Below are 22,307 nucleotides of genomic sequence, written 5' to 3' on the forward strand. Positions count from 1 at the left end.
GCAAAGGGGATGGATGCGATGTCAAAGACCCAACTCAAGAAGCTGGTCATCGAGAAATTCCGTGCGCTAAATAATGTAGAAGTCGAATTCGGTGACTACATCACAGTTGTATGCGGGAAGAATGGCACGTCGAAGTCGTCCATTCTTGGCATTGCTGCGCAAATTTTCAGCTTTGACAAGGACTATGTAAAAAACCAAACGCTCTCTTTTCGGCAGATTGCAGGCGGAGCATTCAAGTCGCAATACAGTGAACACTTCAGGATTTCGGACAGGTTTGATATCCCTGGCTCCATGACGGTCAATATCGAATTATTCGATGGTTATACCGATCAGGCTGCAACGGCAAAACTTGAGCTGATGAAGCGAAATAAGTCACCGAGGCCTGTAGTAAGGAATAACAGCACAGCGACGGGCAAAAGCAACACGAGCAGAAACTTCACACACCCGGTCATCTTCCTTAGCCTGAAACGTCTTTTCCCTATCGCAGACAGAGACTACAAGGTTAGTGACTTTGATTACCTGCAAAAGCACAAGCAAGATTTCATCGGCCTTACCAATGAGCTTCTTAATCGCAATTCTTCTGATGCCACAGGCACGGATGGAACCATCAGCTCAGCTGTGGCACATGGAGAAAATTACGACCAAGAATCGGTTTCCGCAGGTGAGGACAATGCAGGTCAAATCATCTTGGCCCTAATGTCTTTCAAGAAATTGAAAGAAGAGTATGCCGACTACAAAGGTGGCCTTCTTCTGATAGATGAGGCTGACGCAGGATTGTTCCCGACGGCGCAGGTGAACCTTCTGAAGATGCTCGACCGTGAGTGCAAGAACTTGAATCTTCAGGTCGTTATGACATCACACTCGCCTGTGTTGATTGAGCATGCGTTCGAGCAAAGTCAGCAGTTCAGAAGAAAATACAAGACGATCTATTTGAGCAACACCTATGGTGATGTTCAGGTGATGCAGGATTGGTCTTGGGCGCAAATAAGCGCAGATATAAACACGAGAACTATTGCTGCAGCTTCCGGCACGTCCTTGCCAAACATCAATGTCTATTTTGAGGATAAAGAGGCTGCAAATTTCTTTGCCGCCTTGATGAGCCGGCAACCAGTAAAGAAGTTTACAACTCCCATGTCGGAGATCACTCTTGGCTGCTCTAACTATTTGGAACTGATTAAGAAGAAGATCCCCGAATTTGCCGAGAAGAGCATTGTTTGTTTGGACGCCGACCAGACTCAAAACATAGAGGGCAAGAACTTTAAGACAATTGTTCTTCTGCCTGGAAGTTTGCCGCCTGATCAGCTGATTTTCGAGTACCTTTACAATCTCCCTGCAAATCACAACTTCTGGAGAAACGACTTGCAGTTCACGCGAGATGTATTTACCAATTCTTCCGCTGAAGTGATAAGGGAATTCGAAATCAATGGGGGCGTCGTTGATGTGAAGGAGCGAGTTGCAGCCTATCCTGAAGAGAAGAAAAAACCGCGCGAAATCTTCAAGCGGTTCTACAAGGGCGTGGAATTCCAGAAGCTTGTGACTGCTGGCACAAAACCGCACAACCCGTGGAAACATTGGGTCGAAAGCAACCCCGAGGCCAGCAATGAATTTTTGAACAAATTTAAGACGGCTCTCCACGACGTAATGAAGAATGGATATGCGGTTGATACGGCCAAGCTGGCCGCGCTCGAAGTGAAGTTGAAAAAGGTTTAACGATGTACTCCAACAGACTGTATAGTCCCTTGCGCTATCCTGGTGGGAAGGCACCATTCGCCCCCTTTATCGCAAAGGTGATGGAAGTCAATGGCATCGCCGGCGGTCATTATCTAGAGCCATACGCGGGTGGCGCGGGTGTTGCTCTGGATTTGTTGTTTCATGGCTACGCAAGCCATGTTCATATCAACGATGCAGATCCTGCGGTATACGCTTTCTGGGTTTCCGTCACCAAACATCCACGTGCGCTTCTGAAGTTGCTGGAAGCTACACCCATCACCATCGAAGAATGGTTCAAGTGGCGGTCAGTTCTGCGTGAAGACTGTAAGGCAAATTTGATTGAGAAAGGCTTTGCAACTTTGTTTATGAACCGGACGAATCGCTCTGGGATACTCAAGGCAGGCGTTATCGGCGGAAAGAACCAGGACAGCGATTACAAGCTGGATGCGAGATTCAAGAAGGACGTTGTTGCCGCACGAATCCAAGAAATTGCCAAGCATGCAAAGGATATTTCGGTGTATTGCGAGGACTCGCTGCATCTTTTGAATCGTTGTTCGGAATTTCTTCCGAAGAGGTCTTTGATCTATCTCGACCCGCCCTATTACGTCAAAGGCAAAGGTTTGTATCGCAACTACTACGAGCATGACGATCACGTCGCCATTGCGAAAGCGATTCAGAAGAAAAAATTCAGGTGGCCTTGGGTAGTGTCTTATGACAATTCCGAGGAGATTTGTGCGATGTACCAGCTGAGTCGGTCACTCAGTTATGGACTTAACTACACTGCGCAACGGCGATATGTGGGGAATGAAGTGATGTTTTTCAGCCAAAACCTCGTTGTCCCAGATGAGGACATTCCGCAGACAAAAGCAGTTGGCTGATAGTCATTACACAAAACAAGGGGATGGATTGGATACGAAAGGATTCCTATGCGAAAGTAAGTTAGTCGGCAATGCTGTCGCTGGAACGATGTTCCAGTTCCAGTCGCGTGATTAATCCTTGCTCATCGAGCGAATGCTCCGCACGCACAATGATCCAATCAGTGTCATCAATCTCTGGCTTGAAGGTTCCCACTCGAATGTGCATTTCCGGATAAAGGTTCGGGCGGCCACGTGAAAGTGTATATTCGAACGTCCTGATACCTCGAAGTAACCGCCGATATTCACTGCGCGCAGCGCGCAATGCATTGCTCCTACTGGCGTAGATCGTGCGCAACGTCTTCACACCCTGGCCGTCATCGGTACCAATAAGCACCGCTTCAGTCTTGCCTGTGTGCACGTCATCGTACAGCGCGCGAATGCCCCCATATGCGTCACGATCCGCCGCGTGATAGCGATGCTGGTCACCATCAACCCGTACGAGCGTCACGCCAGGTAGCGGCTTGCCCGTCGCCGTCGTGCCCTGACCAATAGGGCAGAAAATCAGCACCCCGGACTTGATGGTGGCGACGGCATCGTAGTGCTTGCCTAGTCGCGTCAGAAAGTTGATGTCGCTTTCATTGGTCTGCTCCACGTGGTCAACGAATGTGTCGGCGAGACTCGCGTGACAGCGCGGCGTGAGTCCGTTGCGCCCTGCAAGCTGGCTGATGATCGCGCCGAGTGTTGTATCGGTATAACTCTGCTCACGCTGTTGACGAAGATCTCCGCGAAGGTGCGCGCTGCGTCCACGCAAGATGAGCTGGTCGGGTGCACCGGTGTGTTCCAGCTCATCGATCGCAAACGTGCCCATATCGGTGAGCCCGATGTCGTCCCAGCCGAGCCATACCTGCAGCGTGGCGGTCTTGGGCGGCAGCGCGAGCTTTCCGTCATGATCGCTCAGTTCGATATCGAGCTGGTCAGCACTGTATTGACGGCACACGCTGATCTTGAGCGATATCAGGCGTGGCGCGATCGTCGAGGTGAGGTCGTGGCCGTCGAGCGTGACCTTCCAGCGCGGCTTCGGATTGCTACCGCTCATGCGTAACCACACATCCCGCTACCGTTGTTCACGGTCCCCGTGAGGTTGTCATTGCCGGGCGGTGCACTCTGCACCCGGCCGTCATCCGTGCGCGCAAGTGAGACCGTGAATTCGGTCCGCCGCGGTATACCGTCCTGCGTGAAATGCGTAGCGCCTTCCTGCAAGTGATCAATCACCCAAGCGCCCAGCACGTTGCCCGTGCCATCGACCAATGCATAGGCATTGCCGGCATCGGCCATCGTGCGCAGCGTAAGGAGGCTCATGCGCTTGCCGGCGATCTCCGGAACCAACACACCGCTCAGCGTGATGGTGTCCTCGCCAGGACCGACGTATTGCCGCGCCTCGCGCGCACCGACACGGCTGTTGCCGGGATGTCGCCATGCCGTCGAGCGACGCAGTTCGTGATACGCGATGTCCGGCAGTTGAAACACGAATTGGCCGAGTGCCATCAGCATGCGTTACTCCGAATCGCTAAGTCGTGAGCGGTTCGCCGCGGCCTTGGCACGCTCGCGGCGATCCAGTTCCGCGGATACGGCACGCGCTGTCGCGTGCGGATCGGCACCCGGTGCCGCATGCACCGTGACTGCGTAGGTGTTGGTGATGGTGCTGCCGGCGTTGCCTGCTTTGAGCGGCGGACGGTCATCGATGGCAAAACGTGATGGCGGCATGCGGCCATCGTTCCACTCCCATGTGCGTGGTTCGCTGTTACCACTCGGCCCGTCCTGGCCAAGCGAGGCTTTCAATGCGCGCCACTTGTCGAGCAGCCAGTCGATCTTGTCGCTGATCCAGCGAAAGGCCGTCGCGAACGGTTGCTTGATCACCTCGGTGATGCCGCTCCAGTTCACCTTGATCCAGCCGATGCACTCGCCGATTTTTGTGCCCAGCCAGGTGAACGCCTGCACCGTCCAGGTAATCGCCGTAACAACCCCGGCCAACGTGACGCCGAGCACGCGACCAAAGGTGACGCCGTGCGCCGTTGCGCTGGCCAATTGCTCGGATGTCGCCTGAAAGGGTTCGAACAAACTGACGATCCAACGCCACACCGCGCCCAGTGCGTCGGTGATGGCATCCCACGCTGGCTTAAGCGGAGCCAGCACGGCGCCAAGCGCAGCCAATGCGGGCAGCAGTTCATCGCGCAAGCCCAGGCCGATGCCAACGAAGAATGCCTTGATCGGCTTCCAATACTTCCAGACCACAACGCCGAGCGCGACCACCGCAGCGATCAATGCGAGCACCGGCCAGCTCACACCCGTGATCGCGAGCATGGCGGCACGCGCGCCCGTCGCCATCACCGGAAACACGTTGCGCGCGAGGCCACCTAGACGTGCCAGCATGCCCACGCCGGCCGCTTCGCCGTCGGCTGCAGCACCACCGCGGGCCGCCCAGCCCAATCGGGCGCGTTCCATCGCGAAGCGCAGCAAGGCGAACTGGCCGATCAGTCCACCCAGCACGACCATCAGTCCACCCGCGCTCACCATCAGCACACCCAACCCACCGGCAAGCAGCATCAAACCTTTGGCAATGGCGGGATGCTTTTGTGCTCCCTCTGTCAGCGTTTTCAGCACTGTCACGAGTTGGCGTAAACCCGCCACATACAGCGGCAACACTTCGCGCCCAAGCGTCAGATAGAGATTGCGTTTCTCCGCTTCGAGATCCGCCTCCTGACCCACGGCCGTGTCGCCGGTCATGCGATACGTGTCATCGAGACCCGCAAATTTGCTGGCGGCATCGAGCTGTTTCTGGATGTTCGCGCGTTGCATAAACATGCCGGCGAAGAGGTCGCCGCCCTTGCGCGCACTGAAGAGCGCATTGAGCTTGCTCACCACCTGGTCATCGGTGAGTTTGCCGGTGGGATTAATGCGCGGGATGACCTCGGTCATCATGTATTCGAAGGGGTTGCTCTCGTAGAGCGTCTGGTTCTTCAGTGCTCCCGGCAGCATCTTAGTGATGTGGCCGTTCTTGCCGTATTTGACGGCGTCCTTGTTGACCAGGCCGAGCTGCGCCAACGCTTCGGCGGTTTGCTGCGTGCTGCGTCCGGCCGCCCAGTTCTGATAGGCCGACGCAAAGCCGGTACCGGCGCGCATACCCCCCATTTCCTGGATGGTGTGCATCGCACCGAAGAACAGCGCCTTTTCGTCCATCAGCTTGGCGGCGACACCACCGACCTTCATGGTCTCCAGGTAATCGGAGGGTTTCACCAGGCCGCCCGAGCCGACGTAGGCCCGGCTCATCATGTCCAGGAGGTGCTGGAAGTCTTCTGGCGTCTTGGTCGCGTTGCGCAGCTCACCGGTGCGGATCGCATCGATCAACTGGTTGACCGTCTCCTGCCCATGGCCACCGCCTTCGCCATGCTCGGCCATCAGCGATTCGAAGGTGTACTTCGCTTTCAGGAGCGAGGGTGCGACCTGCACGGCTTCATGCATGTCGCGGAAGATGGAGTTGGCGTCCTTGAGAATCTCCATCTTATCGTTGATGGAGCTGCCGCGCGTGGTGTCGCTGCGGACGAAGCGCTCCGCTTGTGCGACATCGGCGTTGCTGACGCCTTGGGCGCGCAGTTGCGCGAGGTTCGTCTGATAGATTTTGGCTTCGTGAATGGCCGGTTGCACCTGATCGATCAGGTGTCGGCCTGTTTGCATCGCGGCGTAGCCCGCGATCGACAGGTTCGCACCCATCGCTTGGCCGCGCGCCAGGCGCTCGCGCAGGGTCACTAACTGCTGCGCCTGAGTACCTTGGGCACGCAGTGCGGCCGTCTGCTGCTCCACCGCACGCGTGGCTGCTGTCGATTGCGTGCGCAGACGCGTTTCGGCCACACCGAGGTTGCGCGTGTCCACGCCTGCCGCGGCGAGGCCTGCACGAAGCTGCTGAAGCTTGCGGATCTGCTCACCCTTCTGCGCTTTCAGATCACGCGCCTCGGCGGTCAGCCGTTTGAACTGGCGAGACAATGCGGCTGTGGGCCTGTCGGTCTCGCGCATCTCGCGCGCCACGGTGTTGATGCGCACTTGCAGATCCTTCATGCGTACCACCGTGTCCCGCGTGCCTTGTTTCAGCGTGCGGAACTCACCCGCTTTCTTCTGCACCTCGTCCAACTGGCGCAGCGTGTCGCGCGTCTTCTTCAGCTGCTCGGCCGCGGCCTTGCTGGCTTGCTGCACCTTCTTGAGCGGTGCCGTGGCCTTATCCAGGGTCTGCAGCAGGACCGACAGCTTGAGATCCACACCTTACTCCGTACCGTTGCGTTGCCGGGCGCGTTCGCGCCAGGCCATCAGTTCGTCCAGCTCGAAATCGGCCATTGCGGTGGGCGGCCAGTGGAACACCACCGCGATGTCCGCCATCACGTCTTCTACGCAGATAGGAACGCCGCTTTCTGCGAAGGCAGCAAAAAACCGACGACTTCCGCACCGAGCTTCATGAGATCGCTGGGGTCGAGGTTTTCGACGTCGGCGCCGGTCAGCGTAGGCATGGAGACGCGCGGCAGTACCTTGATGAGGGCGCTCACGTCCAACTGCGCCAGGTCGGACAGATTCACGCCGCGCAGCTCGCCGGATTTCGGTCGGCGCAGATCCACGGAGGCGATGGTTTGCGCGCCGCGCACGATGGGCGTATCCAGCGTGACGTTCACAAAGCTAGCTTGCGCGGTGATAGGGATGTCGTTGGGTTGCGTCATGGTGCGCTCCGAAGCAAAGGCATAAGGGCATGCCCGCCGAAAGCGGTGGGCAGCAAGAGAAGAAAAGAGGGTTAGACGCCGAGCGCGCGGCGCTGGTCGGCCAGGCGATCGATGCCGCCGACGTTGAAGATGAAGTTGAGCGGATCGATCTCGATCAGCACCTCACCGTTGACGGTGAGCTTGTAGTAAGCGCAGCTCGTCGTGAACTTGTGCTGCGTGTTGTCGGCCGGCTTCGCAGTACCGAAATCGATCTCCTTGTGGCGACCGCGCACCACGACTTCCACCGCATCGGTGACGCCGGTGTCGTCGCGCTGGTAGGCGCCGGCAAAGCGCAGCAGACAGCCGACGGCACTGGTGATGCCAAATTGCTTCAACGCATCCAGCATGAGGCCCCCGGCCGTCCATTCCAGCGTGATGAGTTCGCCGCCGAGGTCGACTTCCACGCCGGCGTCCATGCCGCCGCCACGCCACTCTTCCATCTTGCGGCTGAGCTTGGGCAAGGTGACTTCGGCGATCTGGCCGAGATAACTGTTGCCGTTGTTGAAAAGGTTCAAGTTCTTGAGCTTGCGCGGCAGGGCCATAGGTAGATTCCTTCAAAGACAGGGAAAAACGGCCGGCAGGCCGGCCGTCTTGGGTCAGGCGTTGATCGACGCGGCGAAATCGACCAGGTAGCGATCGGTGATGCGCTGGCGAAGCTGGAGGTCTTCCAGCGGCGGTACCGGCGTGTAGTCGTAGTCGATGAAAAGATCACCGCCGGCGAGGGACGCCACCTGATTGGCCGACTCGTCGTACCAGGCGCTCGCGCCGATGACGTAACCGCTGCTCTTCATCTCTCGGAACTTGGCGTTGATGCCTTCGAGGATGTCTTTCACTAGGCTGGGATACATCGACTTGTCGACGGCCCACATATGGCCGTCTGCAATGGTGTCGGCCAGCACCTGCGCGGTGCGCGTCGCGCTCTCGAACACGAACTTGGGCTCATCGGAACAGGTGCGATTGCCCCAGAAGCGGAAACCCTGTGCATTGATCAGCGTGGTAACGCCTGCCTGGTTGAGAATGCCCGCATCCGTGGCCGGGTCCTGCAGATCCCAGCTCACGTCGATGCTGATGCCGGTCACATTGTTCACGGCGACATTGGATAGCGTCTTCTGCCAACCCTGGCTCTCATCGATGGCAGCACGCAGACCCAATGCATATGCTGCGGAAGGTACTTCCACTGTGGCATTGGTCGTCGTATCCCACGCGGTGAAGTTCGGCCACACCAGCATGACTTCGCGCTGGCTGAAATTCGCACGGTAGGCAATGACCTCTTCGACCTTCTTGGCATCGGGCACGTTGAGGTACGTCATGCCGCGCAGCTTCTTGGCGATCGTGGCGAGTGCGAGGCCCACCGGCTGCGTATCCAGGCCTGGTGCACCCAGGATGCGCGGCTTCACGCCCAGGCGTGCTTGCGCGGCGAGCAACGCCTGCGCGCCGGTCAGCCGGCCGTTCGCGGCCGTCGTGCCGATCACATTGCTGGTGGTCTCGGCCGCATCTTTGCCTTGCGCGACACGCACAACCACCAACACCGGCTTGGTTTGCGCATCGATGGCGTTGAGGGCGGCGTACAGCGTGCCCTTTCCAGGACTGCCGGCCTTGCTGATCGCCGACTTGATGTCGGTGACAAGCACGGGCGTGTCGAGCGGAAATACAGCGGGGTCGGCATCCTCGCTGATCGCGACCAGACCGATAACCGCCGTGGAAACCGTGGTGATCGTTCGCGAGCCATCGGTGGCTTCGATAACGCGGACGCCGTGGTGATAAGCCTGGGCCATGAGGGTTCCTCGTGATAGATGCCGTTACGAAGCGGCGCTGAGTTGCAGGGGGACGGTGAGGGAAACGGGTGTGGCGACCGGCGTGTCGGTACGCGTGCCTTCCAGGATCAACACGACCTGACCTGGCGCAGCACCGAGCGCCATCGATACGCGCGTCAACTGCACGCGTGGCTCCCAGCGCATCAGCGCCGTCGCGGTTGCAGCGTAGAGACGCAGTCGTGTAGCGGCATGGAACGGTTGGTCGATCAGATACGGCAGCAGCGAACCGTACTCGCGACGCATCACGCGCGTGCCGTACGGTGTTTCGAGGATGTCGCTGATGGACTGCTGCAGGTGTGCAAGCCCTTCGATGGCCTTGCCGGTGGTGGCATTGGTGCCGCGCATGGCTATATCGGCTCGCCGGAGAGATACGCACCCGGTTGCACACCTTGGGTTTTGTGGTGCTGCAGGCTGATAGTGCCAGCAACGACGTCATCTGCCGCCTTGATGCCGGCGTCGACGGAGACGTTTTGAGTGACATGCAAAGTACCGGCAATGCGCGTGTTGCCGGTGATATCGACACCAGCCGGCGCGACCAGGATGACTTTGCCACCGGATGGCAGCGCAACGCTGACCTCGTGTTTTTCTGGGGCGTAGCTGATCAGTGCGCCGTCGGGGTACTGCGTGATGTGCGCGGAGTCGTCGTCGACTGGAGTCGGAGCGTTATCGGCATATAGCGCCGGAAGTACGGCGCCGCGTGCGGTATCGCCGCCAGGGCACAACAGGATGACCTGTTCGCCAACGCTGGGTGCCCACCACGTGCGTGCATCCCCCGCGCGATAAGTCAGCCATCGTAGCGGCTTGGTAACCAGCGCGCCGCTACGAACGGTGCAGCGGCGTGCGGCGTGATCGACGGAGGCGACCACGCCGTAGCGCAGCAGGTTCTGCAGTAGGCGGGAAAGTTCGACGAGCGGGTCCATGCCGGCATGCTGCAGGCGCCAAGTATGGTCATGCGAGCCAGTGGCCGTGTGCCAGGTTATTGGTACAGTATTTACGCTGTACTCTCATCACTATCCGGGAATCGTTTGGATAAACCTCGCAGGAGGATGCATGCCTCGCAGGCCAGAGATTGATAAGGAATACATAGACAACTTGATCGCTGGCGCGGTACCCGAAGATCAAGGCATGGATTACAAAAGGGAATTGCCCAAAAAAGGGGATAAGAGCGACCGAGACGATCTATTGGGTGATGTTTGTGCGCTTGCCAACGCGACTGGTGGCACCCTGTTATATGGGATAGGCGAAGTCAGCAAGGAACGCACACCTATTTTGACTCCCATTGCAGATGAGCCATACGACGAAGCGCATTTGCGCCTTCATCAACAACTTGACAAGCTAATTGAACCACGAATACACGGTCTCGAATTTCAGCGTATCGACGTCGATGGAGGGTATGTACTTGCCCTGCACGTTCCTTCGACTTTTGGCGGTCCTTACTGGTTTGGAGATGAGGGTAAGAAGCGCTTCAAAGTCAGGCGAGGAGGTCGCGTGACAGATTTCACTTATCAAGAACTTCGAGCAGCGTTTGATCGCACAGCCGCAGCTACGACTCGTGCACGCGAATGGATTCGTACACGGCAGAACGACCATATACGAGGTGAAAGCTGGCGACCACTGCGAGAAGGACCGCTATGTGCAATACATATTTTGCCTCTAATCAACTATCAGCAAGAACCTGAAGAAATAGATCTAAAAGCAGCAACCAACATTTGGCAGAGAATCCCCAAGCCCTGGGAGGACAGCCCCAGGGTTGATACGAATTTTGATGGACTGTGTATAAGTTCGCTCGAACGATTGAAGTCGCTTACTGATGACGTAGATGCGGTAAGGATGATGGGCTACGTGCAACTCTATAGAGACGGCGCATATGAATCATTGGCCTACGCGGGCTCAAGGTGGGCAGATACTAAGATAGTGCCTGATGGTGGTTTGGCGCATTACATTCGAGATGCTATTCAACGTGTCCCGGATGTACTTTACGATCTAGGCAAAGAGGGCTCTTTCCTAGTGAGCGTTGCCATATTGAATGCTACCGGCTATGGATTACCTGCAGGCCGTCAGTTTGATCAAACGCCACAATATGCTGACCGGCCGCATCTCATCGTTCCAGCGAAAGTCCTTGGTGAGCGAGAAACTCCAGAAGAGAAAGATAAGACGACCCGAAAGATATTGGACATGATCTGGCAGGGATTTGGATTGTCGCGCTGCCCTTACTTCAAGGAAGATGGAACATGGATACAGCCACGTTGATGCTAGCCAAGGTGGTTACGGCGGTTCTGTGAGGAAGTTGTTTTCGGGCACCTCTCCTAGTTCCTTGATTTCATGGAGTACACCGTCTTTTGTCCAATAGCGAAAGCCACGGTAGTCGAGCACTGCATCCCAGGCTTGCGCGGCGTCATTCCACATTGCGCGCACATGCTCGCCCATCGGCGGTTGGAGCGTCGTCAAGGTATCGGGTAACGCCACGCCCGGTAACAAGGATGATGTGCGTTGAGCGGTCGCTTTTGTCCATAGCGTGCAGCGGCTGTAGTCAGGCGCAGCAATCCATGCGTTCGCTTCTGCGTCCCATGCAGGACACTTATAGTCCTGCACGCCGTAGGCTGGTGGCGGAAGGTGCGTCACGCCCTGCGGCGGCATTTCCCCGAGTGTGAGTGTGTTGGGCATCGGATGTGCCGTCGAAGTGTCCCACAACATGATGAATCGAAAATCGTCAACGACCTCCCACGCATTTCCATCCTGCGTAAGGCGACGTGCTTTCTGCAGCCCCGGATCAGCTCCCGGCTCGACAAAGACTGCGTTGTTTGGCAGCGGATAGGTGCCCTCTAACGGAGCCAAGTACGCCTCCAATTCGCCCAAGTATTCGCGCGTCTTGGTACAGAAGGTAAATGCACATTTCGTTTGGGGCAGATTCTTCGTGTCAGGCATGGATGCGTCCTTTTTAATAGGCGATGCAATGGAGCATGTAGGTACCGGCAGGCAAGTTGTCCGTGACACCTGTCGCCGTCACGGTCAGCGTGTGGGTATGTCCACCGGCGGCGCCGACATTGACGCCATGGTTGTGGTCGCCCACTGCCGCGACGTAGATGTTGTGTGAGTGGTTGCCGGGGCCGTTCATGCCGATGGCATGACCGTGATTGCCTTGCCAATCGGTGGAGAAGTTGTGCGCGTGATTGCCGGCGTCGTTCGTTTGGCGTTGCATGCTACGGAACGATGGTCCACCACCGCCGACATAGCTCGATCCTGATCCGTCACCAAAGACGTTGTTCAACGTCACGTGCGAGTGCTGCCCCTGCGCATCGGTGGAACCGCTGTGCGCGTGATTGCCCTGGCCATCCGTCCACGCATAGTGCGTGTGATCGCCTTGGGCATCGGCACTGGCCGCGTGCGCATGCGAACCGGCATTGCTCAACGTCACACTGTGTGCGTGATCGCCCACGGCCGTGGCAGAGGCGGCGTGGCTGTGCGACAGGATGGTACCCGCGTCATAGGTACCGACCTTCGCCGCTTTGGTCGTCACTCGGACGGACGTGCCTTCTCGCAGGTTCGGAACGTTGAACGTGTTGGTGCCATCGCCGGCGCCGTACGTCGTGCCGATCGCCGTGAACAGCGCCGCATACTGCGTGCGGGAAATTGCCGATCCATCACACACCAGAGTCATGGGCGGCGGGGTCGATGCCGCGGTCACGATGATCTGACCGGGGTAATACCGCGAGGCCACGTCCAGCTTCGTGGCGAGTGCCGCCGCAAAACCGATGATGTCGGCCATCGCATGCTGATGTGGCGCGGAGGGAAAAGCTGCTGGCACGCCGGTCAGGTTATTCCACGCCTGATAGAACGCACCTTCCTGGCCGTCCAGCAGATCCGCATCCAGCCCATTGTTCGCGCCGGTGTCCTTGAGCGCAGCACTCTTGAGGCCAAGGCCCGAGCGGAACGTGATCGTATCTACTGCCGCCAAGAGCGCCTTGACGAACTTGGTGGGTGCATTTGCACCGAGTCGATCATCCAGCCCAGCCTTCAGCGTAGACGGCGTGATCCCCAGCGAGCTATCTGACCCGGCAACTACATCGTTTGCGGTGGCCAACTGCACCACGCCGGCCATCGTCGTCGTGGCCTTGTTGAGCTGGAAGTTGGTATCGCCAAACACCAGGCTCGCTGCATTGATATCAGCGAACCGTGTATCGATCGCCAACAGCAGCGTCGCCTGTGTGGATTTCTCCGCAAGCACGCCAGCCTGCCCGTAGACGCCGAAAAGCGTGCCGTCCTGCAGATACAGCCCAATGCCGCGAATGGTGTACGACTCGGCGCTGTTGTCGCGGATCGTGACGTGCACGGTATCCGCAGCCGTAGCACCGCCGCTCAAGGTGGTGAGTCGCTTGGACTCACTAGGAAGCTTCGTGAGTGACGGATCAGGCGTGAAGGTCGATGCCGTTACGCCCACCGATGCCACCAGCACCGCGTTGGTGCCATCGTGCTTGGCATTGACCAGGGCGGCGCGGCCGGCCGTCGTGACGGTCAGAGTCAACGCTTGGGGCATGTCAGGTTTCCTCGGCAGGCGCGACCAAGTCCAGGCGCGCGAACAGGCAGGGGCGTGCGACCGCCGCGATGCCGGTCGCCGCGTAGAGGTTCACGCCTTGGGTAAAGGTGAAGTGCGACCGCACCGGTTTTGTGCGTGTCACTTCCGCGATCACGTCGTCGACATATTGCGCCGCGGCTTCAGCGCCATCTGCACCGGACAGCGTCATCGACAGTTCAAACGTATGAGGCTCGCCTTTCGGTTCCTTCTGCCACCACTCCGTGATCTCCACCGCACCGCCGAAACTCTCGACCACATCGCTGACGCTCTTGGCGGTGCCTTTGTGCTTTTGGATTTCGAAGGCACTCGCGATACGCGCACGCTTGATGTGCTCAGGCCAATCGCTACGCCAGGTGTCGAGCGACAGCGCCCAGGCCAGCCAGGGAAGCAGTTCAACAGGACAGGTCTTCGGGTTCCAAAGATCACGGATCGGAACCGGTACGTCCCCGATACGCGCCATCGCTGCTTCGAGCGCGCGTTCGGCGGGTTTGGCGTTGGGCGGCAAGAGGCTATTCATCGTTGCCGCCGTAACGAAGATCGATCGCTGTGCAATACGCCGCTTGCGTCCGGCTGATCACGATGCGATCGGTTGGAGTGTCCAGATCCACGCGCTGCATACCCGGCACGTGGATCGCCGCATCGAGCCCGCTGCGCGTGATGTCGCGTCCGAGCTTGTGCGTATCGACAACGAACTTGGCGAGGTTCCTGTCCGAGTTATCCAGCACGACGGCACTATCGGGACCCGCGAGCGTGTAGCGCGTACCAGTGATGCGATAAGGGATGATCTCCGCGCTCTGCACGATGACTTCATCGGTCAGCGGGCGAACCTTCACCGACGACAGCGCGGCCGCTACAGCATCGAGCGTCGCTTGCGGTGCCGTGCCGTCGCCGGTGCGCGATAGCACCGCCACCCGCACTTGCCCTGGCGATGGGCTGGTCGCGCTGGCATCCAGCACGTCCGGGCTCGCGCTAAGGGCGTGGAAGATGTACGCGCCTTCCGGCCCGGCGACGGAGAAGCCTTCCGGCGAGAGACGGATGCGACGCAGGTAGTCCTCGTCGCTTTCCGTGATTTTCGGAATGCCGCGCGAAGGATCACCCGGATCTAACGTCAGGCGTTCGACGTTGTAGAACGCACCGAGATTGTCCAGATCCGTGCTGCGGGCATACGGCAACATCACCGCCTTAGCGCCGTCATTGACGCGCTGGCGCAGGAGCATTTCGCGGTACGCAGCGACCTGCAGCACCTTATACGACGGATCGGATTCGGTGAGTGCCGTGAAGGTCACGTCGCGTGCACGCAGATCCGCAAGCATGTCCGCGAAGATGCGCTCGAACGAAATCGCCTCCACCACGGCGGGTGCCGGGAGTTGCGATAGATCGACGGCGGTCAGGCCGGACATGGATAGCGGGCGAAGAGCGAAGGCATGCCTGCATGCTGCCGACGGCGAGGACGGTGACGCGAGCGCAGGGCGATGTACCGAAGGATTGGTACATCCGTGTCAGGCTGTCGTGCGCCATGTTGCGCAAGGCATCCTCTCGCTACTACGTGGAGCGGCCGACATCGCGCGGGAACGCGATGCCGACCATCCAACCCGCAGCAACACCTGCAAGCCAAACCGAAGGCTCCACACCCCGTCGACGGAGCCTGGCGAGGCTAACACGCCCGTCAATAGGATCTACGGATGCAGGATGTTCGCTGCTCGCGCTGCGCGAAATTGCTCGCGCGCGCTCGTCATTTCGATGCGATCGAAATCAAGTGCCCGCGTTGCGGCACATTTAATTCGTTGAGGGCCGTTCCGAGCCCCCTGCCAGAGAGCCAGGGAGCGCCATACGAGAACGACCATGCACGACAAAGTCACTCCCTACACGCTTCATCGCAGCGATGCGCTGCAAGTGCTGCGCACCCTGCCGGATGCAAGCGTTAATGCGGTGATCACCGATCCACCGTATTGCTCCGGTGGTCAGACCATGGCCGCGCGCGCCAAGCCCACCGGCGAGAAGTACGTCAACAGCGACGCCAAGAACAAGCTCCCCGATTTTGAGGGAGATTTTCGTGATCAGCGTGGATTTCTTGCGTGGGCGAGCCAGTGGCTCGCCGAGTGCCATCGTGTCACGCGTCCTGGTGGTCACCTCCTGACGTTTATCGATTGGCGCATGCTGCCCACGATGACGGATGCCGTGCAGGTGGCCGGCTGGGTGTGGCAGGGGATTGTGGTGTGGGACAAGACCAACGGGTGTCGGCCGCAACGCGGGCGTTTCCGTAGTCAATCGGAATATGTGGTGTGGGCGAGCCGCGGGCCGATCGATACGCAAGCCCATCCGGTGGTCTTGCCCGGCGTGTTCTCGGTGCATCCCCAGCGTGGCGGCAAGCAACATCAGGTCGGCAAGCCGCAGGTATTGATGGATAAATTGATGGCGATCGTCCCTCCGGCGGGCACCGTGCTTGATCCTTTTATGGGTAGCGGCACGACGGGTGTGGCCGCGCTGTGCGCCGGACATCGGTTCGTCGGCATAGAAATGTCGGAGGGCTACTTCGGTGTGGCGCGGGACAGACTGAGTGCGGTATCCCAAATCTCTGCTGCGTAACGTTGGGCATCTTGAACGGCGTCTACACACATGCGAGGTGGCTCTCAAGTTTTTCCAAAGATCGCCGAACTACTACCGGTAACGGTGGGTGCAAGGGGGCAGCCTGCCGTCAGGTCGGGAGGTTTTACGCACCTCCCGGTGTTTTGTTGTTCGATTCGGAGCTGACGATGTCGACCTATGATCGTACTCAAGAAACGCTGATTGCCCTCGTTTTCGCCGCGATTCTCTGCGCTATCGGCGTCAAGACGTGTGCCGATGCGTTTGGTTTGCCCTGGAAAACAATGTTGCAGGAGATCGTGGCAACCTTGACGGTTGCAGGGCTAGGCATTGCCTCTTGGCTCTATGGGGGTGAGTGGCGCTTCTCCCGGCTGTCGGTTGCATGGCCTGCCTTGCTGGGCCTGCTTTTCTATGCTTGGTGGCCGGCGCTCGATGCATGGAACACGGTGATCTCACTTCCATCGCTGTTGGACTATGACCAAAGCAACTATGTGATAAAGGGCGATGCGTTCTGGGACGCCGCATGGTTCCGATGGAGCATCGTTGCTGTCTGTGTCGCAGGTTATGGCTGGCTCTACAAGCGCGAACCCTATTGATCGCGTTTTCAGAGAAGGGCTGGGAGAACGAGCGTCAACGCGTGAGGCTGCTGAGCAGTATGTCCTTCACCAGCACTCGATCTTCCGCACTAAACCCAAGCAGCTCGCGGCGTGTATAACGCACCCGCGGGCCGCTTGGCGTGACGCGATCGGTAAGGCCGTACTGGTGTACACGTGCTATGCGTGCGGCGCGACCTGTGAATGCGACCACCGCTGCATCGGCGGTGGCGTGGGTTTTGAAGTGTTTGGCCGTCCGCAGTTTCGTGAACATCTTACCGCGCTTGATGCGCCCCGCCTTGTTGCGCAGTTTGTGCATCTTGCGCGGCACATAGGGTGTGCCATCTGGATTGCGCTGGTCCACAATCCGTTGCTGCTGGCTTCGTCGCAAGGCGACCGCCACCGACTGCGTGATGCGACGACGTCCTGCAGGACGGATGGCCAGCAACAACCCCTCCACCCAATCTTCGAGCAACGCCAGATCTGCATCGCTCATGCGGGCTGATCCCACTCAGCGATCAACGCATCATGCAGAAAGAGCCGCCAATGCTTCGCCATCAGCCGTGGCTCGGGCATCGGTTCTTCGACATGGACGATATCCAGGCGACCGTTATTGCCCTCGGCCACGATCACGCGCTCGGTCAGTTTCAGCGTGAGGCTGAGATCGCACGCGTCATGGCTGATGATGTCCGCTTCGAACGTGATGCCATCCGGCCGTATATCGACGTTGTCGAGCAGCTCCGGCTGGTTCTCCCGCACCCACATCAAGAGCGGCACCATCACGGTGTCAGGATCGCCCGCATAGTCGATCAGGATCACGTTGAGGGTGTAACTGTATTCGAACGACAGGCCCGGCACGTAGGTGGCGATCACCGAACCCTTGTCGACGAAGACCAGCAAGCTCTCGGGATTGCGCGCGAGATCCGACAAGGCCGCGGTCAACGCCTGGCGCAGACTCGCAGGCTTCTTCATGGCGCGGCCTGGTTAGCACGCACCCATGCTTGCAGTGCCTTCAATTGTTCGATGGCCGCATGGCAGGTGGCGTAGTTGTCGACGACGGTGCCGGCGACTGCAGAGAGCGCAACGCCGCTGGGTTGCGCATCAAGAGTTCCGGCGGGACCGGGCAGCTCATTCGCGGCGGCAGCGTCGTGCACGCGCACAAAGCCAACAGGCACAGAACAAGCAGCGTCCGCTTGGGCAGTGACATAGACAGGGATCTCCTTGGTCAGCGTGGCGCCGCGCTCCTGCACGACGCGTACGCGGTCGACGTAACGCGTGACGATGTGTTCGCTGGCGCGCACAGCGGCGAGCTGGCCAGTCAGGTCACGCTGCGCCGTTGTGGCGGCGTCAGCACGCGCTTCAGCGAGCGCGATGCGCTGCGTCGTGACGACGTGATAGAGCCACAGTGCGCCGAGCAGGCCGGCACCGAGCAGCACTTGGCGCACCAGTGTCATGCCATCTCCGAAACCGACGGCCGCGCGGCGGCATGGCGTGCATACGCCTTGGCCAGCTTCACGTCGTACAGGTTGTCGGCATACCCCGGGCCGTTGTAGCTCCGCGCAAACGCGGCCCATTTGCGATTGCGCAGCGCCTTAAACAGCTCCGCATCGTTTTCTACGAATCGCACGAACGCCTGCAGCTGTTCGGCTTCGCCGGCGGCGAAAGCCGCAGCCATCGCTGTCGCACTGGCGTATCTGAGTGCTCGTGCATGGTGGCCCATGATCTGAAACCGCCCCCAACTGCAGGCTTCCATGGCGGGTTCCTGTGCGATCGCTGCAGCTTGCGCGAGGCGTGCATATTCCGCGACACCGCCGACATAACCACCACGTGCCTGGCTCAGAATCGACACCGGTGCCTGCACCGTGGTCGGATCGATGCCATGGGCCTGCAGCTGCCGCCAGAACACATGCCGCTCGAACAGGATCACCACCCGCCCATCCGGGAGGTAACCGGTGCGCGGGCTTTCCACTTCCACCACCGCGTTGATCGCCGCGCCCTCGCAGCCGAGTTCCGCCGCCGCGCGCTCGATATCGGCTTGCGTCAGTGCACGCGGATCGACGGTACCGAGCAATGCACTCTGCGTGCGCGGGCCGGCGATGCCGTCCTCGATCAGGTGGCGGCTGCGCTGGAAGGCGCGCACTGCGGCTTCTGTGGTCGGGCCATACCAGCCGTCGATGACGACAGGGTGGCCCACGCGATGCAATCGCTGCTGCAGCACGGTGACGTCCGCGCCGTGATCACCGGTACGTAAGGTGAAGTTAGTTGTCATGGTTCGTCCGAAGGATGGCCGCGACATTGCCCTGGGCGGTGAGGCTCAACACGCACAGCACGAGGGACACGCCGAGATCGCCGAGATGGATCGGCGTGTTCGCATAGAGGCCGAGCAGCACACCCAGCGCCGTACTGCCAGTGCTGACGATTAGCACCCAGGCGCACACACTGACCGCGAGGCGATAGCGGGCACCGGCGCGCCGATACAGGAGCAGACGCGCGCAGGTGATGGCGTTGGCAATGAAGAGCAGCGCGGCCAAGAGGTGGTCCATTAGGAACCTCCCCGACGCAGCCACGTGGTGAGGTCGATCGTCTTGATCCGCTCCAGCACCTGGACAGTGACGGCAATGGCGAACGCTGCAGCAAGGAATGCGGCGACACCCGTGGCCTGCACGTCGATGCGCGCCGCGACTTCCGGTGCCGCGAGGTAACCCACAATCCAACTGATGAGCAGGTAGATACCGCGCGAGGTCATCGACACATCCCGCGCATGCAGCGCGACGAGCGCCGCACCCGCAAAAGCGCCGACGATGGCATTGCCATCGATACCCGGCACGAGGGTGGCAAGTCCCACACCGGTCGCGACGAACGCGAGCGTAGTGGTGGTCGTCGGTTCGGCCATCGTTATCCCTCTCAGGTCCAGAGCTGTACCTGCGCCGTCACGGACTGCGCGGTTTGAGCGGTATCAGGCAGGTTGACCGGATAGCCCTGGGGCAACACGGGGCCGAGATCGGCCAGGCCTGGATTGGCGGCGAGCGTCGCTTCCGTCACGCTGGCGGTGCGCCCCAGCACGCGCTGACAGAGCGCATCGAGCGTTTCGCCTTGTAGTGCGCGCACGATCATCAGAGCAACTCCACCGTGGCGCGTGGACGGCCCAGGATGTCGCGAATCGCGTAGCGCGCTTGCCGGCGGTAATCGTCGACGGACAATTCCATCGCTTCGGCGCGACGCTGCCCGGCATCCGTGCTGTCGACATCGCGATAGCGTTCGATCAGTTCGGCTTTCGCGGTCGCGTACACGGCACGCTGATACAGCAACACCAGTCGCGAGGTGTCGCCGATCACTTTGCTCGGCACGTCCGCAAGCGACGTGCGGCCCAGTGCTTCCTGCTGCTGTTGCCACGCATCCAGTTCGTCTTCGACGGTCGACATGGCCAGCGCGATGCATTCGGTCAGGCGTGCCTCGGTGACGGTGCCGTCCAGACGCAGCACGGCGCGCACCTCAGCAAGCGCGATCGGGGGATACCAGTCACCCGAACGGATGACGGGTGGATCGGTAGTGGGTGCCGTAGCGACAAAACCGGACATCGGGATCTCTTCGATAAGGTGCGGCGGTGGTCGGTGGGTCATCCGGATGGGAGAGAGGTCATCGGGTGCCCACCGAGCCGCCGCGGCGCTCGGGGCGAGCTCAGGTCGCGGAGACAAGCTGCTTTTGCAGCTTGCTGATCTCGGTCTTGATGCCGAGTCGCGGATTCAGGCGCAGCGCATGCTGCAGGTGATCGAGTGCTTGTGTGGGAACGGTGTCGCGCAGTGCAAACCCAATGGCTTTGTGAAGCTTGGCCCGCACTTCATCGGGCATGTCGCGCCCGTCGGTCAGTTGGCCGACGCGCAAGAGCTGATCGACGGTGACCGTGGTGCCGGGCTTCTCGCTCTGATCGGCGATTTCCTCGACCACCAGGGTGGCGACGTCGCGCTGATAGTGTTCGGGCAGCTTCAGGTCGTGCTTCAGAAGATGCGCGGCCATGTCGAGTGCGGACTCCAGCGCTCCGGTGTCGATGTGCCACACCATCAGCGTGGCAAACACATCATCCTGCACGGGCTGATCGGCTTCGAGCACCCCGGCGATCCAGGCCGCGTATTCCGGGAGGCGCTGGCGTTTGACGGCAATCTTCTGCTGGATGGACTGGATGCTTTTCAGCACACGCTTGTCTTCGGCAAGCTTGGCAAGCATCAGGTCGTAGGCGCTGCCGGTGAGCTGTTGCGCACCGGTGCTGGCGGCCAGGCTCGCTGCCTGGGCCGCCAACACGCGCTCCCGATGACGCATGGCGGGGCTGGTCATCGTGGCAGTCCTCAGTGCTTGAGCTCGATGTTTTCGAAGAGGGCCACGGTGCCGTAGTGCTCGACCACGTAGGCATCGTTGGAGGACTCGTAGTTCTCGATCTGATCGCGCTCCGGCCGATCGCGCAGCAAACGGCGGCGTGCACCTTCCTGCCAGTAGATGGAAAGATTGCTGAGCGGCGTCACCAGCACAGCGTTGTCCGGGAAGCCCGGTACGCGAATGGCCGGCAAACCACCCATTGCTTCGCGGCTGATCAGGATGTCGCTGGCCAATTCATCCGTCGCGCGCTGATCACGGTTGAGCTTGGCGAACATCTTGTCGTGCAGAAGTTTGCGACCGCAGATGGCGACGAGATCCGTCGCATCGCGGTACGGCTCCTCCAGCAGCATCACCGCGTCGTACACCAGCGCGTCGATGTTGGCGTAATCGCAGCCGACGACGGTGCCGACCTGAATCTTGCCTTGGGTTGCGCCTTCCTTCATCCAGTGGCTGGGTGCCTCGGTGCGGATGTGCTGCAACCAGCCGATGTTCACGTCCTGCAGCAGCGGGTTGGCGGCGCGATCCGTGTCGGCCGCCACCTTCACGCCGTTGAAGCCGATCAGGATGCGATCTAGCGCCTGGCGCTTGATGATGGCGTCGCGCAGGCGCGTCTGGAAATCGGGGAACTTCGCCCACGCATCGATCTGCTGGTACTTGATCAAGGTGTCGAAGTCGGTTTTCTCGCAGCGATAGCCCTGGTTCTTGAGATCGCTGACGTCGCGCGGCATGCGGTCCTTGGTGCGCGTATCGGTGCGCCCGGCGATGGTGCCGGTGACACCCAGCATCACTTTCTCGCCTTCCTGTTCCTGCACGCCGATAACGTTGATCTTGCTCAGGAACTCGCTGCTGGCTTGCAGCTGGTTTTCCAGTGTCTGCTGGACCGTCGGTGTCACGCTGAATTTGCTCGCGGCGCTGTCCACGCCATTGAGCTGGGCCACGCGTTCCGCGTAGGCGTTGAAGAGGCGGCGGGTGTCGTTACGCATGAAGGCTCCGGGGCGGGCAAGCGAGAATCG

At 59.7% G+C, this 22,307-nt stretch carries 29 protein-coding genes; 6 read left to right on the top strand and 23 right to left on the bottom strand.

Features of this window, described 5'->3' with window-relative positions; translation table 11 throughout:
• Nucleotides 1–18: 18 nt before the first annotated feature.
• Complete coding sequence (locus QQJ86_RS11860) at nucleotides 19–1,710, top strand: AAA family ATPase (RefSeq protein ID WP_284321154.1); 1,692 nt, start codon at nucleotides 19–21, stop codon at nucleotides 1,708–1,710.
• Between the two features lie 2 nt (nucleotides 1,711–1,712).
• Nucleotides 1,713–2,588, top strand: coding sequence for a DNA adenine methylase (locus QQJ86_RS11865; protein ID WP_284321155.1), 876 nt, complete (start codon nucleotides 1,713–1,715; stop codon nucleotides 2,586–2,588).
• Between the two features lie 61 nt (nucleotides 2,589–2,649).
• On the opposite strand, the gene QQJ86_RS11870 is transcribed toward QQJ86_RS11865, so the two are convergent.
• The 9 genes from QQJ86_RS11870 to QQJ86_RS11910 form a co-directional block, all read right to left on the bottom strand.
• Nucleotides 2,650–3,663 (bottom strand): contractile injection system protein, VgrG/Pvc8 family, encoded by a 1,014-nt coding sequence (locus QQJ86_RS11870; RefSeq protein ID WP_284321156.1) that lies wholly within the window; start codon nucleotides 3,661–3,663, stop codon nucleotides 2,650–2,652.
• Nucleotides 3,660–4,118: a phage tail protein gene (locus QQJ86_RS11875; RefSeq protein ID WP_284321157.1), complete on the bottom strand. Its 459-nt coding sequence runs from the start codon at nucleotides 4,116–4,118 to the stop codon at nucleotides 3,660–3,662. The genes QQJ86_RS11870 and QQJ86_RS11875 overlap by 4 nt, the downstream gene beginning before the upstream one ends.
• A 3-nt stretch (nucleotides 4,119–4,121) precedes the next feature.
• Entirely contained in the window at nucleotides 4,122–6,875 is a 2,754-nt protein-coding gene (locus QQJ86_RS11880; RefSeq protein WP_284321158.1) for a phage tail tape measure protein, read from the bottom strand.
• A gap of 3 nt (nucleotides 6,876–6,878) precedes the next feature.
• Nucleotides 6,879–6,992, bottom strand: coding sequence for a GpE family phage tail protein (locus QQJ86_RS11885; protein ID WP_284321159.1), 114 nt, complete (start codon nucleotides 6,990–6,992; stop codon nucleotides 6,879–6,881).
• A gap of 8 nt (nucleotides 6,993–7,000) precedes the next feature.
• The gene (locus tag QQJ86_RS11890; protein WP_284321160.1) at nucleotides 7,001–7,324 is read right to left on the bottom strand and encodes a phage tail assembly protein; all 324 of its coding nucleotides are present in this window, start codon (nucleotides 7,322–7,324) and stop codon (nucleotides 7,001–7,003) included.
• Between the two features lie 71 nt (nucleotides 7,325–7,395).
• Nucleotides 7,396–7,905 carry a phage major tail tube protein gene (locus tag QQJ86_RS11895; protein WP_284321161.1) on the bottom strand — a complete coding sequence of 170 codons (510 nt, stop codon included), beginning with the start codon at nucleotides 7,903–7,905 and terminating at the stop codon, nucleotides 7,396–7,398.
• Between the two features lie 54 nt (nucleotides 7,906–7,959).
• Nucleotides 7,960–9,138, bottom strand: a complete 1,179-nt coding sequence (locus tag QQJ86_RS11900; RefSeq protein WP_284321162.1) for a phage tail sheath protein — start codon at nucleotides 9,136–9,138, stop codon at nucleotides 7,960–7,962.
• Nucleotides 9,139–9,162: 24 nt separating this feature from the next.
• Nucleotides 9,163–9,522 carry a GPW/gp25 family protein gene (locus QQJ86_RS11905; protein WP_284321163.1) on the bottom strand — a complete coding sequence of 120 codons (360 nt, stop codon included), beginning with the start codon at nucleotides 9,520–9,522 and terminating at the stop codon, nucleotides 9,163–9,165.
• Nucleotides 9,523–9,524: 2 nt separating this feature from the next.
• Nucleotides 9,525–10,097, bottom strand: a complete 573-nt coding sequence (locus QQJ86_RS11910; protein WP_284321164.1) for a phage baseplate assembly protein V — start codon at nucleotides 10,095–10,097, stop codon at nucleotides 9,525–9,527.
• 130 nt (nucleotides 10,098–10,227) lie between these two features.
• Here QQJ86_RS11910 and QQJ86_RS11915 point away from each other — a divergent pair, with 130 nt between their 5' ends.
• Complete coding sequence (locus QQJ86_RS11915; RefSeq protein ID WP_284321165.1) at nucleotides 10,228–11,427, top strand: AlbA family DNA-binding domain-containing protein; 1,200 nt, start codon at nucleotides 10,228–10,230, stop codon at nucleotides 11,425–11,427.
• A 15-nt stretch (nucleotides 11,428–11,442) separates the two neighbouring features.
• Here QQJ86_RS11915 and QQJ86_RS11920 read toward each other — a convergent pair whose 3' ends face one another.
• The 4 genes from QQJ86_RS11920 to QQJ86_RS11935 are packed head-to-tail and all read right to left on the bottom strand — an operon-like array spanning nucleotide 11,443 to nucleotide 15,150.
• A complete protein-coding gene (locus QQJ86_RS11920) occupies nucleotides 11,443–12,102 on the bottom strand; it encodes a phage tail protein (protein ID WP_284321166.1) in 660 nt (219 codons plus the stop codon).
• Between the two features lie 13 nt (nucleotides 12,103–12,115).
• Nucleotides 12,116–13,711, bottom strand: a complete 1,596-nt coding sequence (locus QQJ86_RS11925) for a tail fiber protein (RefSeq protein WP_284321167.1) — start codon at nucleotides 13,709–13,711, stop codon at nucleotides 12,116–12,118.
• A 1-nt stretch (nucleotide 13,712) separates the two neighbouring features.
• Complete coding sequence (locus tag QQJ86_RS11930; protein WP_284321168.1) at nucleotides 13,713–14,267, bottom strand: phage tail protein I; 555 nt, start codon at nucleotides 14,265–14,267, stop codon at nucleotides 13,713–13,715.
• Nucleotides 14,260–15,150: a baseplate assembly protein gene (locus QQJ86_RS11935; protein WP_284321169.1), complete on the bottom strand. Its 891-nt coding sequence runs from the start codon at nucleotides 15,148–15,150 to the stop codon at nucleotides 14,260–14,262. Before QQJ86_RS11935 ends, QQJ86_RS11930 begins: the two co-directional genes overlap by 8 nt.
• Before the next feature lie 282 nt (nucleotides 15,151–15,432).
• On the opposite strand from QQJ86_RS11935, the gene QQJ86_RS22840 reads away from it, so the two are divergent.
• From QQJ86_RS22840 to QQJ86_RS11950, 3 genes are all read left to right on the top strand, one after another.
• Nucleotides 15,433–15,675: a Com family DNA-binding transcriptional regulator gene (locus QQJ86_RS22840; RefSeq protein ID WP_284321170.1), complete on the top strand. Its 243-nt coding sequence runs from the start codon at nucleotides 15,433–15,435 to the stop codon at nucleotides 15,673–15,675.
• A complete protein-coding gene (locus tag QQJ86_RS11945) occupies nucleotides 15,593–16,336 on the top strand; it encodes a DNA-methyltransferase (RefSeq protein WP_284321171.1) in 744 nt (247 codons plus the stop codon). Before QQJ86_RS22840 ends, QQJ86_RS11945 begins: the two co-directional genes overlap by 83 nt.
• Before the next feature lie 167 nt (nucleotides 16,337–16,503).
• Nucleotides 16,504–16,929 carry a hypothetical protein gene (locus QQJ86_RS11950; RefSeq protein WP_284321172.1) on the top strand — a complete coding sequence of 142 codons (426 nt, stop codon included), beginning with the start codon at nucleotides 16,504–16,506 and terminating at the stop codon, nucleotides 16,927–16,929.
• 34 nt (nucleotides 16,930–16,963) lie between these two features.
• Here the strand turns inward: QQJ86_RS11950 and QQJ86_RS11955 are convergent, their stop codons facing one another.
• The 10 genes from QQJ86_RS11955 to QQJ86_RS12000 all read right to left on the bottom strand — a co-directional run bounded on the left by QQJ86_RS11955 (nucleotide 16,964) and on the right by QQJ86_RS12000 (nucleotide 22,277).
• Nucleotides 16,964–17,422, bottom strand: a complete 459-nt coding sequence (locus QQJ86_RS11955) for a phage virion morphogenesis protein (RefSeq protein WP_284321173.1) — start codon at nucleotides 17,420–17,422, stop codon at nucleotides 16,964–16,966.
• Nucleotides 17,419–17,898 (bottom strand): phage tail protein, encoded by a 480-nt coding sequence (locus QQJ86_RS11960; protein ID WP_284321174.1) that lies wholly within the window; start codon nucleotides 17,896–17,898, stop codon nucleotides 17,419–17,421. Before QQJ86_RS11960 ends, QQJ86_RS11955 begins: the two co-directional genes overlap by 4 nt.
• Nucleotides 17,895–18,380, bottom strand: a complete 486-nt coding sequence (locus tag QQJ86_RS11965; RefSeq protein WP_284321175.1) for a hypothetical protein — start codon at nucleotides 18,378–18,380, stop codon at nucleotides 17,895–17,897. The genes QQJ86_RS11960 and QQJ86_RS11965 overlap by 4 nt, the downstream gene beginning before the upstream one ends.
• On the bottom strand, nucleotides 18,377–19,195 hold the full coding sequence (locus QQJ86_RS11970; protein ID WP_284321176.1) for an N-acetylmuramidase family protein: 819 nt from the start codon (nucleotides 19,193–19,195) through the stop codon (nucleotides 18,377–18,379). Before QQJ86_RS11970 ends, QQJ86_RS11965 begins: the two co-directional genes overlap by 4 nt.
• A complete protein-coding gene (locus tag QQJ86_RS11975; RefSeq protein WP_284321177.1) occupies nucleotides 19,185–19,469 on the bottom strand; it encodes a phage holin family protein in 285 nt (94 codons plus the stop codon). The genes QQJ86_RS11970 and QQJ86_RS11975 overlap by 11 nt, the downstream gene beginning before the upstream one ends.
• Nucleotides 19,469–19,819, bottom strand: a complete 351-nt coding sequence (locus QQJ86_RS11980) for a putative holin (protein ID WP_284321178.1) — start codon at nucleotides 19,817–19,819, stop codon at nucleotides 19,469–19,471. The genes QQJ86_RS11975 and QQJ86_RS11980 overlap by 1 nt, the downstream gene beginning before the upstream one ends.
• 11 nt (nucleotides 19,820–19,830) lie before the next feature.
• Nucleotides 19,831–20,040 (bottom strand): tail protein X, encoded by a 210-nt coding sequence (locus QQJ86_RS11985; protein WP_284321179.1) that lies wholly within the window; start codon nucleotides 20,038–20,040, stop codon nucleotides 19,831–19,833.
• On the bottom strand, nucleotides 20,040–20,504 hold the full coding sequence (locus tag QQJ86_RS11990) for a head completion/stabilization protein (protein WP_284321180.1): 465 nt from the start codon (nucleotides 20,502–20,504) through the stop codon (nucleotides 20,040–20,042). The genes QQJ86_RS11985 and QQJ86_RS11990 overlap by 1 nt, the downstream gene beginning before the upstream one ends.
• A 100-nt stretch (nucleotides 20,505–20,604) precedes the next feature.
• Nucleotides 20,605–21,255 carry a phage terminase small subunit gene (gpM, locus tag QQJ86_RS11995; RefSeq protein ID WP_284321181.1) on the bottom strand — a complete coding sequence of 217 codons (651 nt, stop codon included), beginning with the start codon at nucleotides 21,253–21,255 and terminating at the stop codon, nucleotides 20,605–20,607.
• 11 nt (nucleotides 21,256–21,266) lie between these two features.
• Nucleotides 21,267–22,277 (bottom strand): phage major capsid protein, P2 family, encoded by a 1,011-nt coding sequence (locus tag QQJ86_RS12000; protein WP_284321182.1) that lies wholly within the window; start codon nucleotides 22,275–22,277, stop codon nucleotides 21,267–21,269.
• Nucleotides 22,278–22,307: the final 30 nt, after the last annotated feature.

Origin of the sequence: Dyella acidisoli, from assembly GCF_030160295.1 — a bacterium.
GTDB lineage: Bacteria > Pseudomonadota > Gammaproteobacteria > Xanthomonadales > Rhodanobacteraceae > Dyella_B > Dyella_B acidisoli.

Excerpts from the sequence above, each read along its gene's own strand:
- QQJ86_RS11945 (WP_284321171.1), top strand. The coding sequence starts at position 15,593 with ATGCACGACAAAGTCACTCCCTACACGCTTCATCGCAGCGATGCGCTG.
- QQJ86_RS11890 (WP_284321160.1), bottom strand. The coding sequence starts at position 7,324 with ATGACGCAACCCAACGACATCCCTATCACCGCGCAAGCTAGCTTTGTG.
- QQJ86_RS11990 (WP_284321180.1), bottom strand. The coding sequence starts at position 20,504 with ATGTCCGGTTTTGTCGCTACGGCACCCACTACCGATCCACCCGTCATC.
- QQJ86_RS11875 (WP_284321157.1), bottom strand. The coding sequence starts at position 4,118 with ATGCTGATGGCACTCGGCCAATTCGTGTTTCAACTGCCGGACATCGCG.
- QQJ86_RS11960 (WP_284321174.1), bottom strand. The coding sequence starts at position 17,898 with ATGAAGAAGCCTGCGAGTCTGCGCCAGGCGTTGACCGCGGCCTTGTCG.
- QQJ86_RS11985 (WP_284321179.1), bottom strand. The coding sequence starts at position 20,040 with ATGATCGTGCGCGCACTACAAGGCGAAACGCTCGATGCGCTCTGTCAG.
- QQJ86_RS11930 (WP_284321168.1), bottom strand. The coding sequence starts at position 14,267 with ATGAATAGCCTCTTGCCGCCCAACGCCAAACCCGCCGAACGCGCGCTC.
- QQJ86_RS11860 (WP_284321154.1), top strand. The coding sequence starts at position 19 with ATGTCAAAGACCCAACTCAAGAAGCTGGTCATCGAGAAATTCCGTGCG.
- QQJ86_RS11910 (WP_284321164.1), bottom strand. The coding sequence starts at position 10,097 with ATGGACCCGCTCGTCGAACTTTCCCGCCTACTGCAGAACCTGCTGCGC.
- QQJ86_RS11980 (WP_284321178.1), bottom strand. The coding sequence starts at position 19,819 with ATGGCCGAACCGACGACCACCACTACGCTCGCGTTCGTCGCGACCGGT.
- QQJ86_RS11870 (WP_284321156.1), bottom strand. The coding sequence starts at position 3,663 with ATGAGCGGTAGCAATCCGAAGCCGCGCTGGAAGGTCACGCTCGACGGC.
- QQJ86_RS11885 (WP_284321159.1), bottom strand. The coding sequence starts at position 6,992 with ATGGCGGACATCGCGGTGGTGTTCCACTGGCCGCCCACCGCAATGGCC.
- QQJ86_RS11970 (WP_284321176.1), bottom strand. The coding sequence starts at position 19,195 with ATGACAACTAACTTCACCTTACGTACCGGTGATCACGGCGCGGACGTC.
- QQJ86_RS11965 (WP_284321175.1), bottom strand. The coding sequence starts at position 18,380 with ATGACACTGGTGCGCCAAGTGCTGCTCGGTGCCGGCCTGCTCGGCGCA.
- gpM (WP_284321181.1), bottom strand. The coding sequence starts at position 21,255 with ATGACCAGCCCCGCCATGCGTCATCGGGAGCGCGTGTTGGCGGCCCAG.
- QQJ86_RS11920 (WP_284321166.1), bottom strand. The coding sequence starts at position 12,102 with ATGCCTGACACGAAGAATCTGCCCCAAACGAAATGTGCATTTACCTTC.
- QQJ86_RS22840 (WP_284321170.1), top strand. The coding sequence starts at position 15,433 with ATGCAGGATGTTCGCTGCTCGCGCTGCGCGAAATTGCTCGCGCGCGCT.
- QQJ86_RS11865 (WP_284321155.1), top strand. The coding sequence starts at position 1,713 with ATGTACTCCAACAGACTGTATAGTCCCTTGCGCTATCCTGGTGGGAAG.
- QQJ86_RS11905 (WP_284321163.1), bottom strand. The coding sequence starts at position 9,522 with ATGCGCGGCACCAATGCCACCACCGGCAAGGCCATCGAAGGGCTTGCA.
- QQJ86_RS11935 (WP_284321169.1), bottom strand. The coding sequence starts at position 15,150 with ATGTCCGGCCTGACCGCCGTCGATCTATCGCAACTCCCGGCACCCGCC.
- QQJ86_RS11975 (WP_284321177.1), bottom strand. The coding sequence starts at position 19,469 with ATGGACCACCTCTTGGCCGCGCTGCTCTTCATTGCCAACGCCATCACC.
- QQJ86_RS11950 (WP_284321172.1), top strand. The coding sequence starts at position 16,504 with ATGTCGACCTATGATCGTACTCAAGAAACGCTGATTGCCCTCGTTTTC.
- QQJ86_RS11955 (WP_284321173.1), bottom strand. The coding sequence starts at position 17,422 with ATGAGCGATGCAGATCTGGCGTTGCTCGAAGATTGGGTGGAGGGGTTG.
- QQJ86_RS11915 (WP_284321165.1), top strand. The coding sequence starts at position 10,228 with ATGCCTCGCAGGCCAGAGATTGATAAGGAATACATAGACAACTTGATC.
- QQJ86_RS11900 (WP_284321162.1), bottom strand. The coding sequence starts at position 9,138 with ATGGCCCAGGCTTATCACCACGGCGTCCGCGTTATCGAAGCCACCGAT.
- QQJ86_RS12000 (WP_284321182.1), bottom strand. The coding sequence starts at position 22,277 with ATGCGTAACGACACCCGCCGCCTCTTCAACGCCTACGCGGAACGCGTG.
- QQJ86_RS11925 (WP_284321167.1), bottom strand. The coding sequence starts at position 13,711 with ATGCCCCAAGCGTTGACTCTGACCGTCACGACGGCCGGCCGCGCCGCC.
- QQJ86_RS11895 (WP_284321161.1), bottom strand. The coding sequence starts at position 7,905 with ATGGCCCTGCCGCGCAAGCTCAAGAACTTGAACCTTTTCAACAACGGC.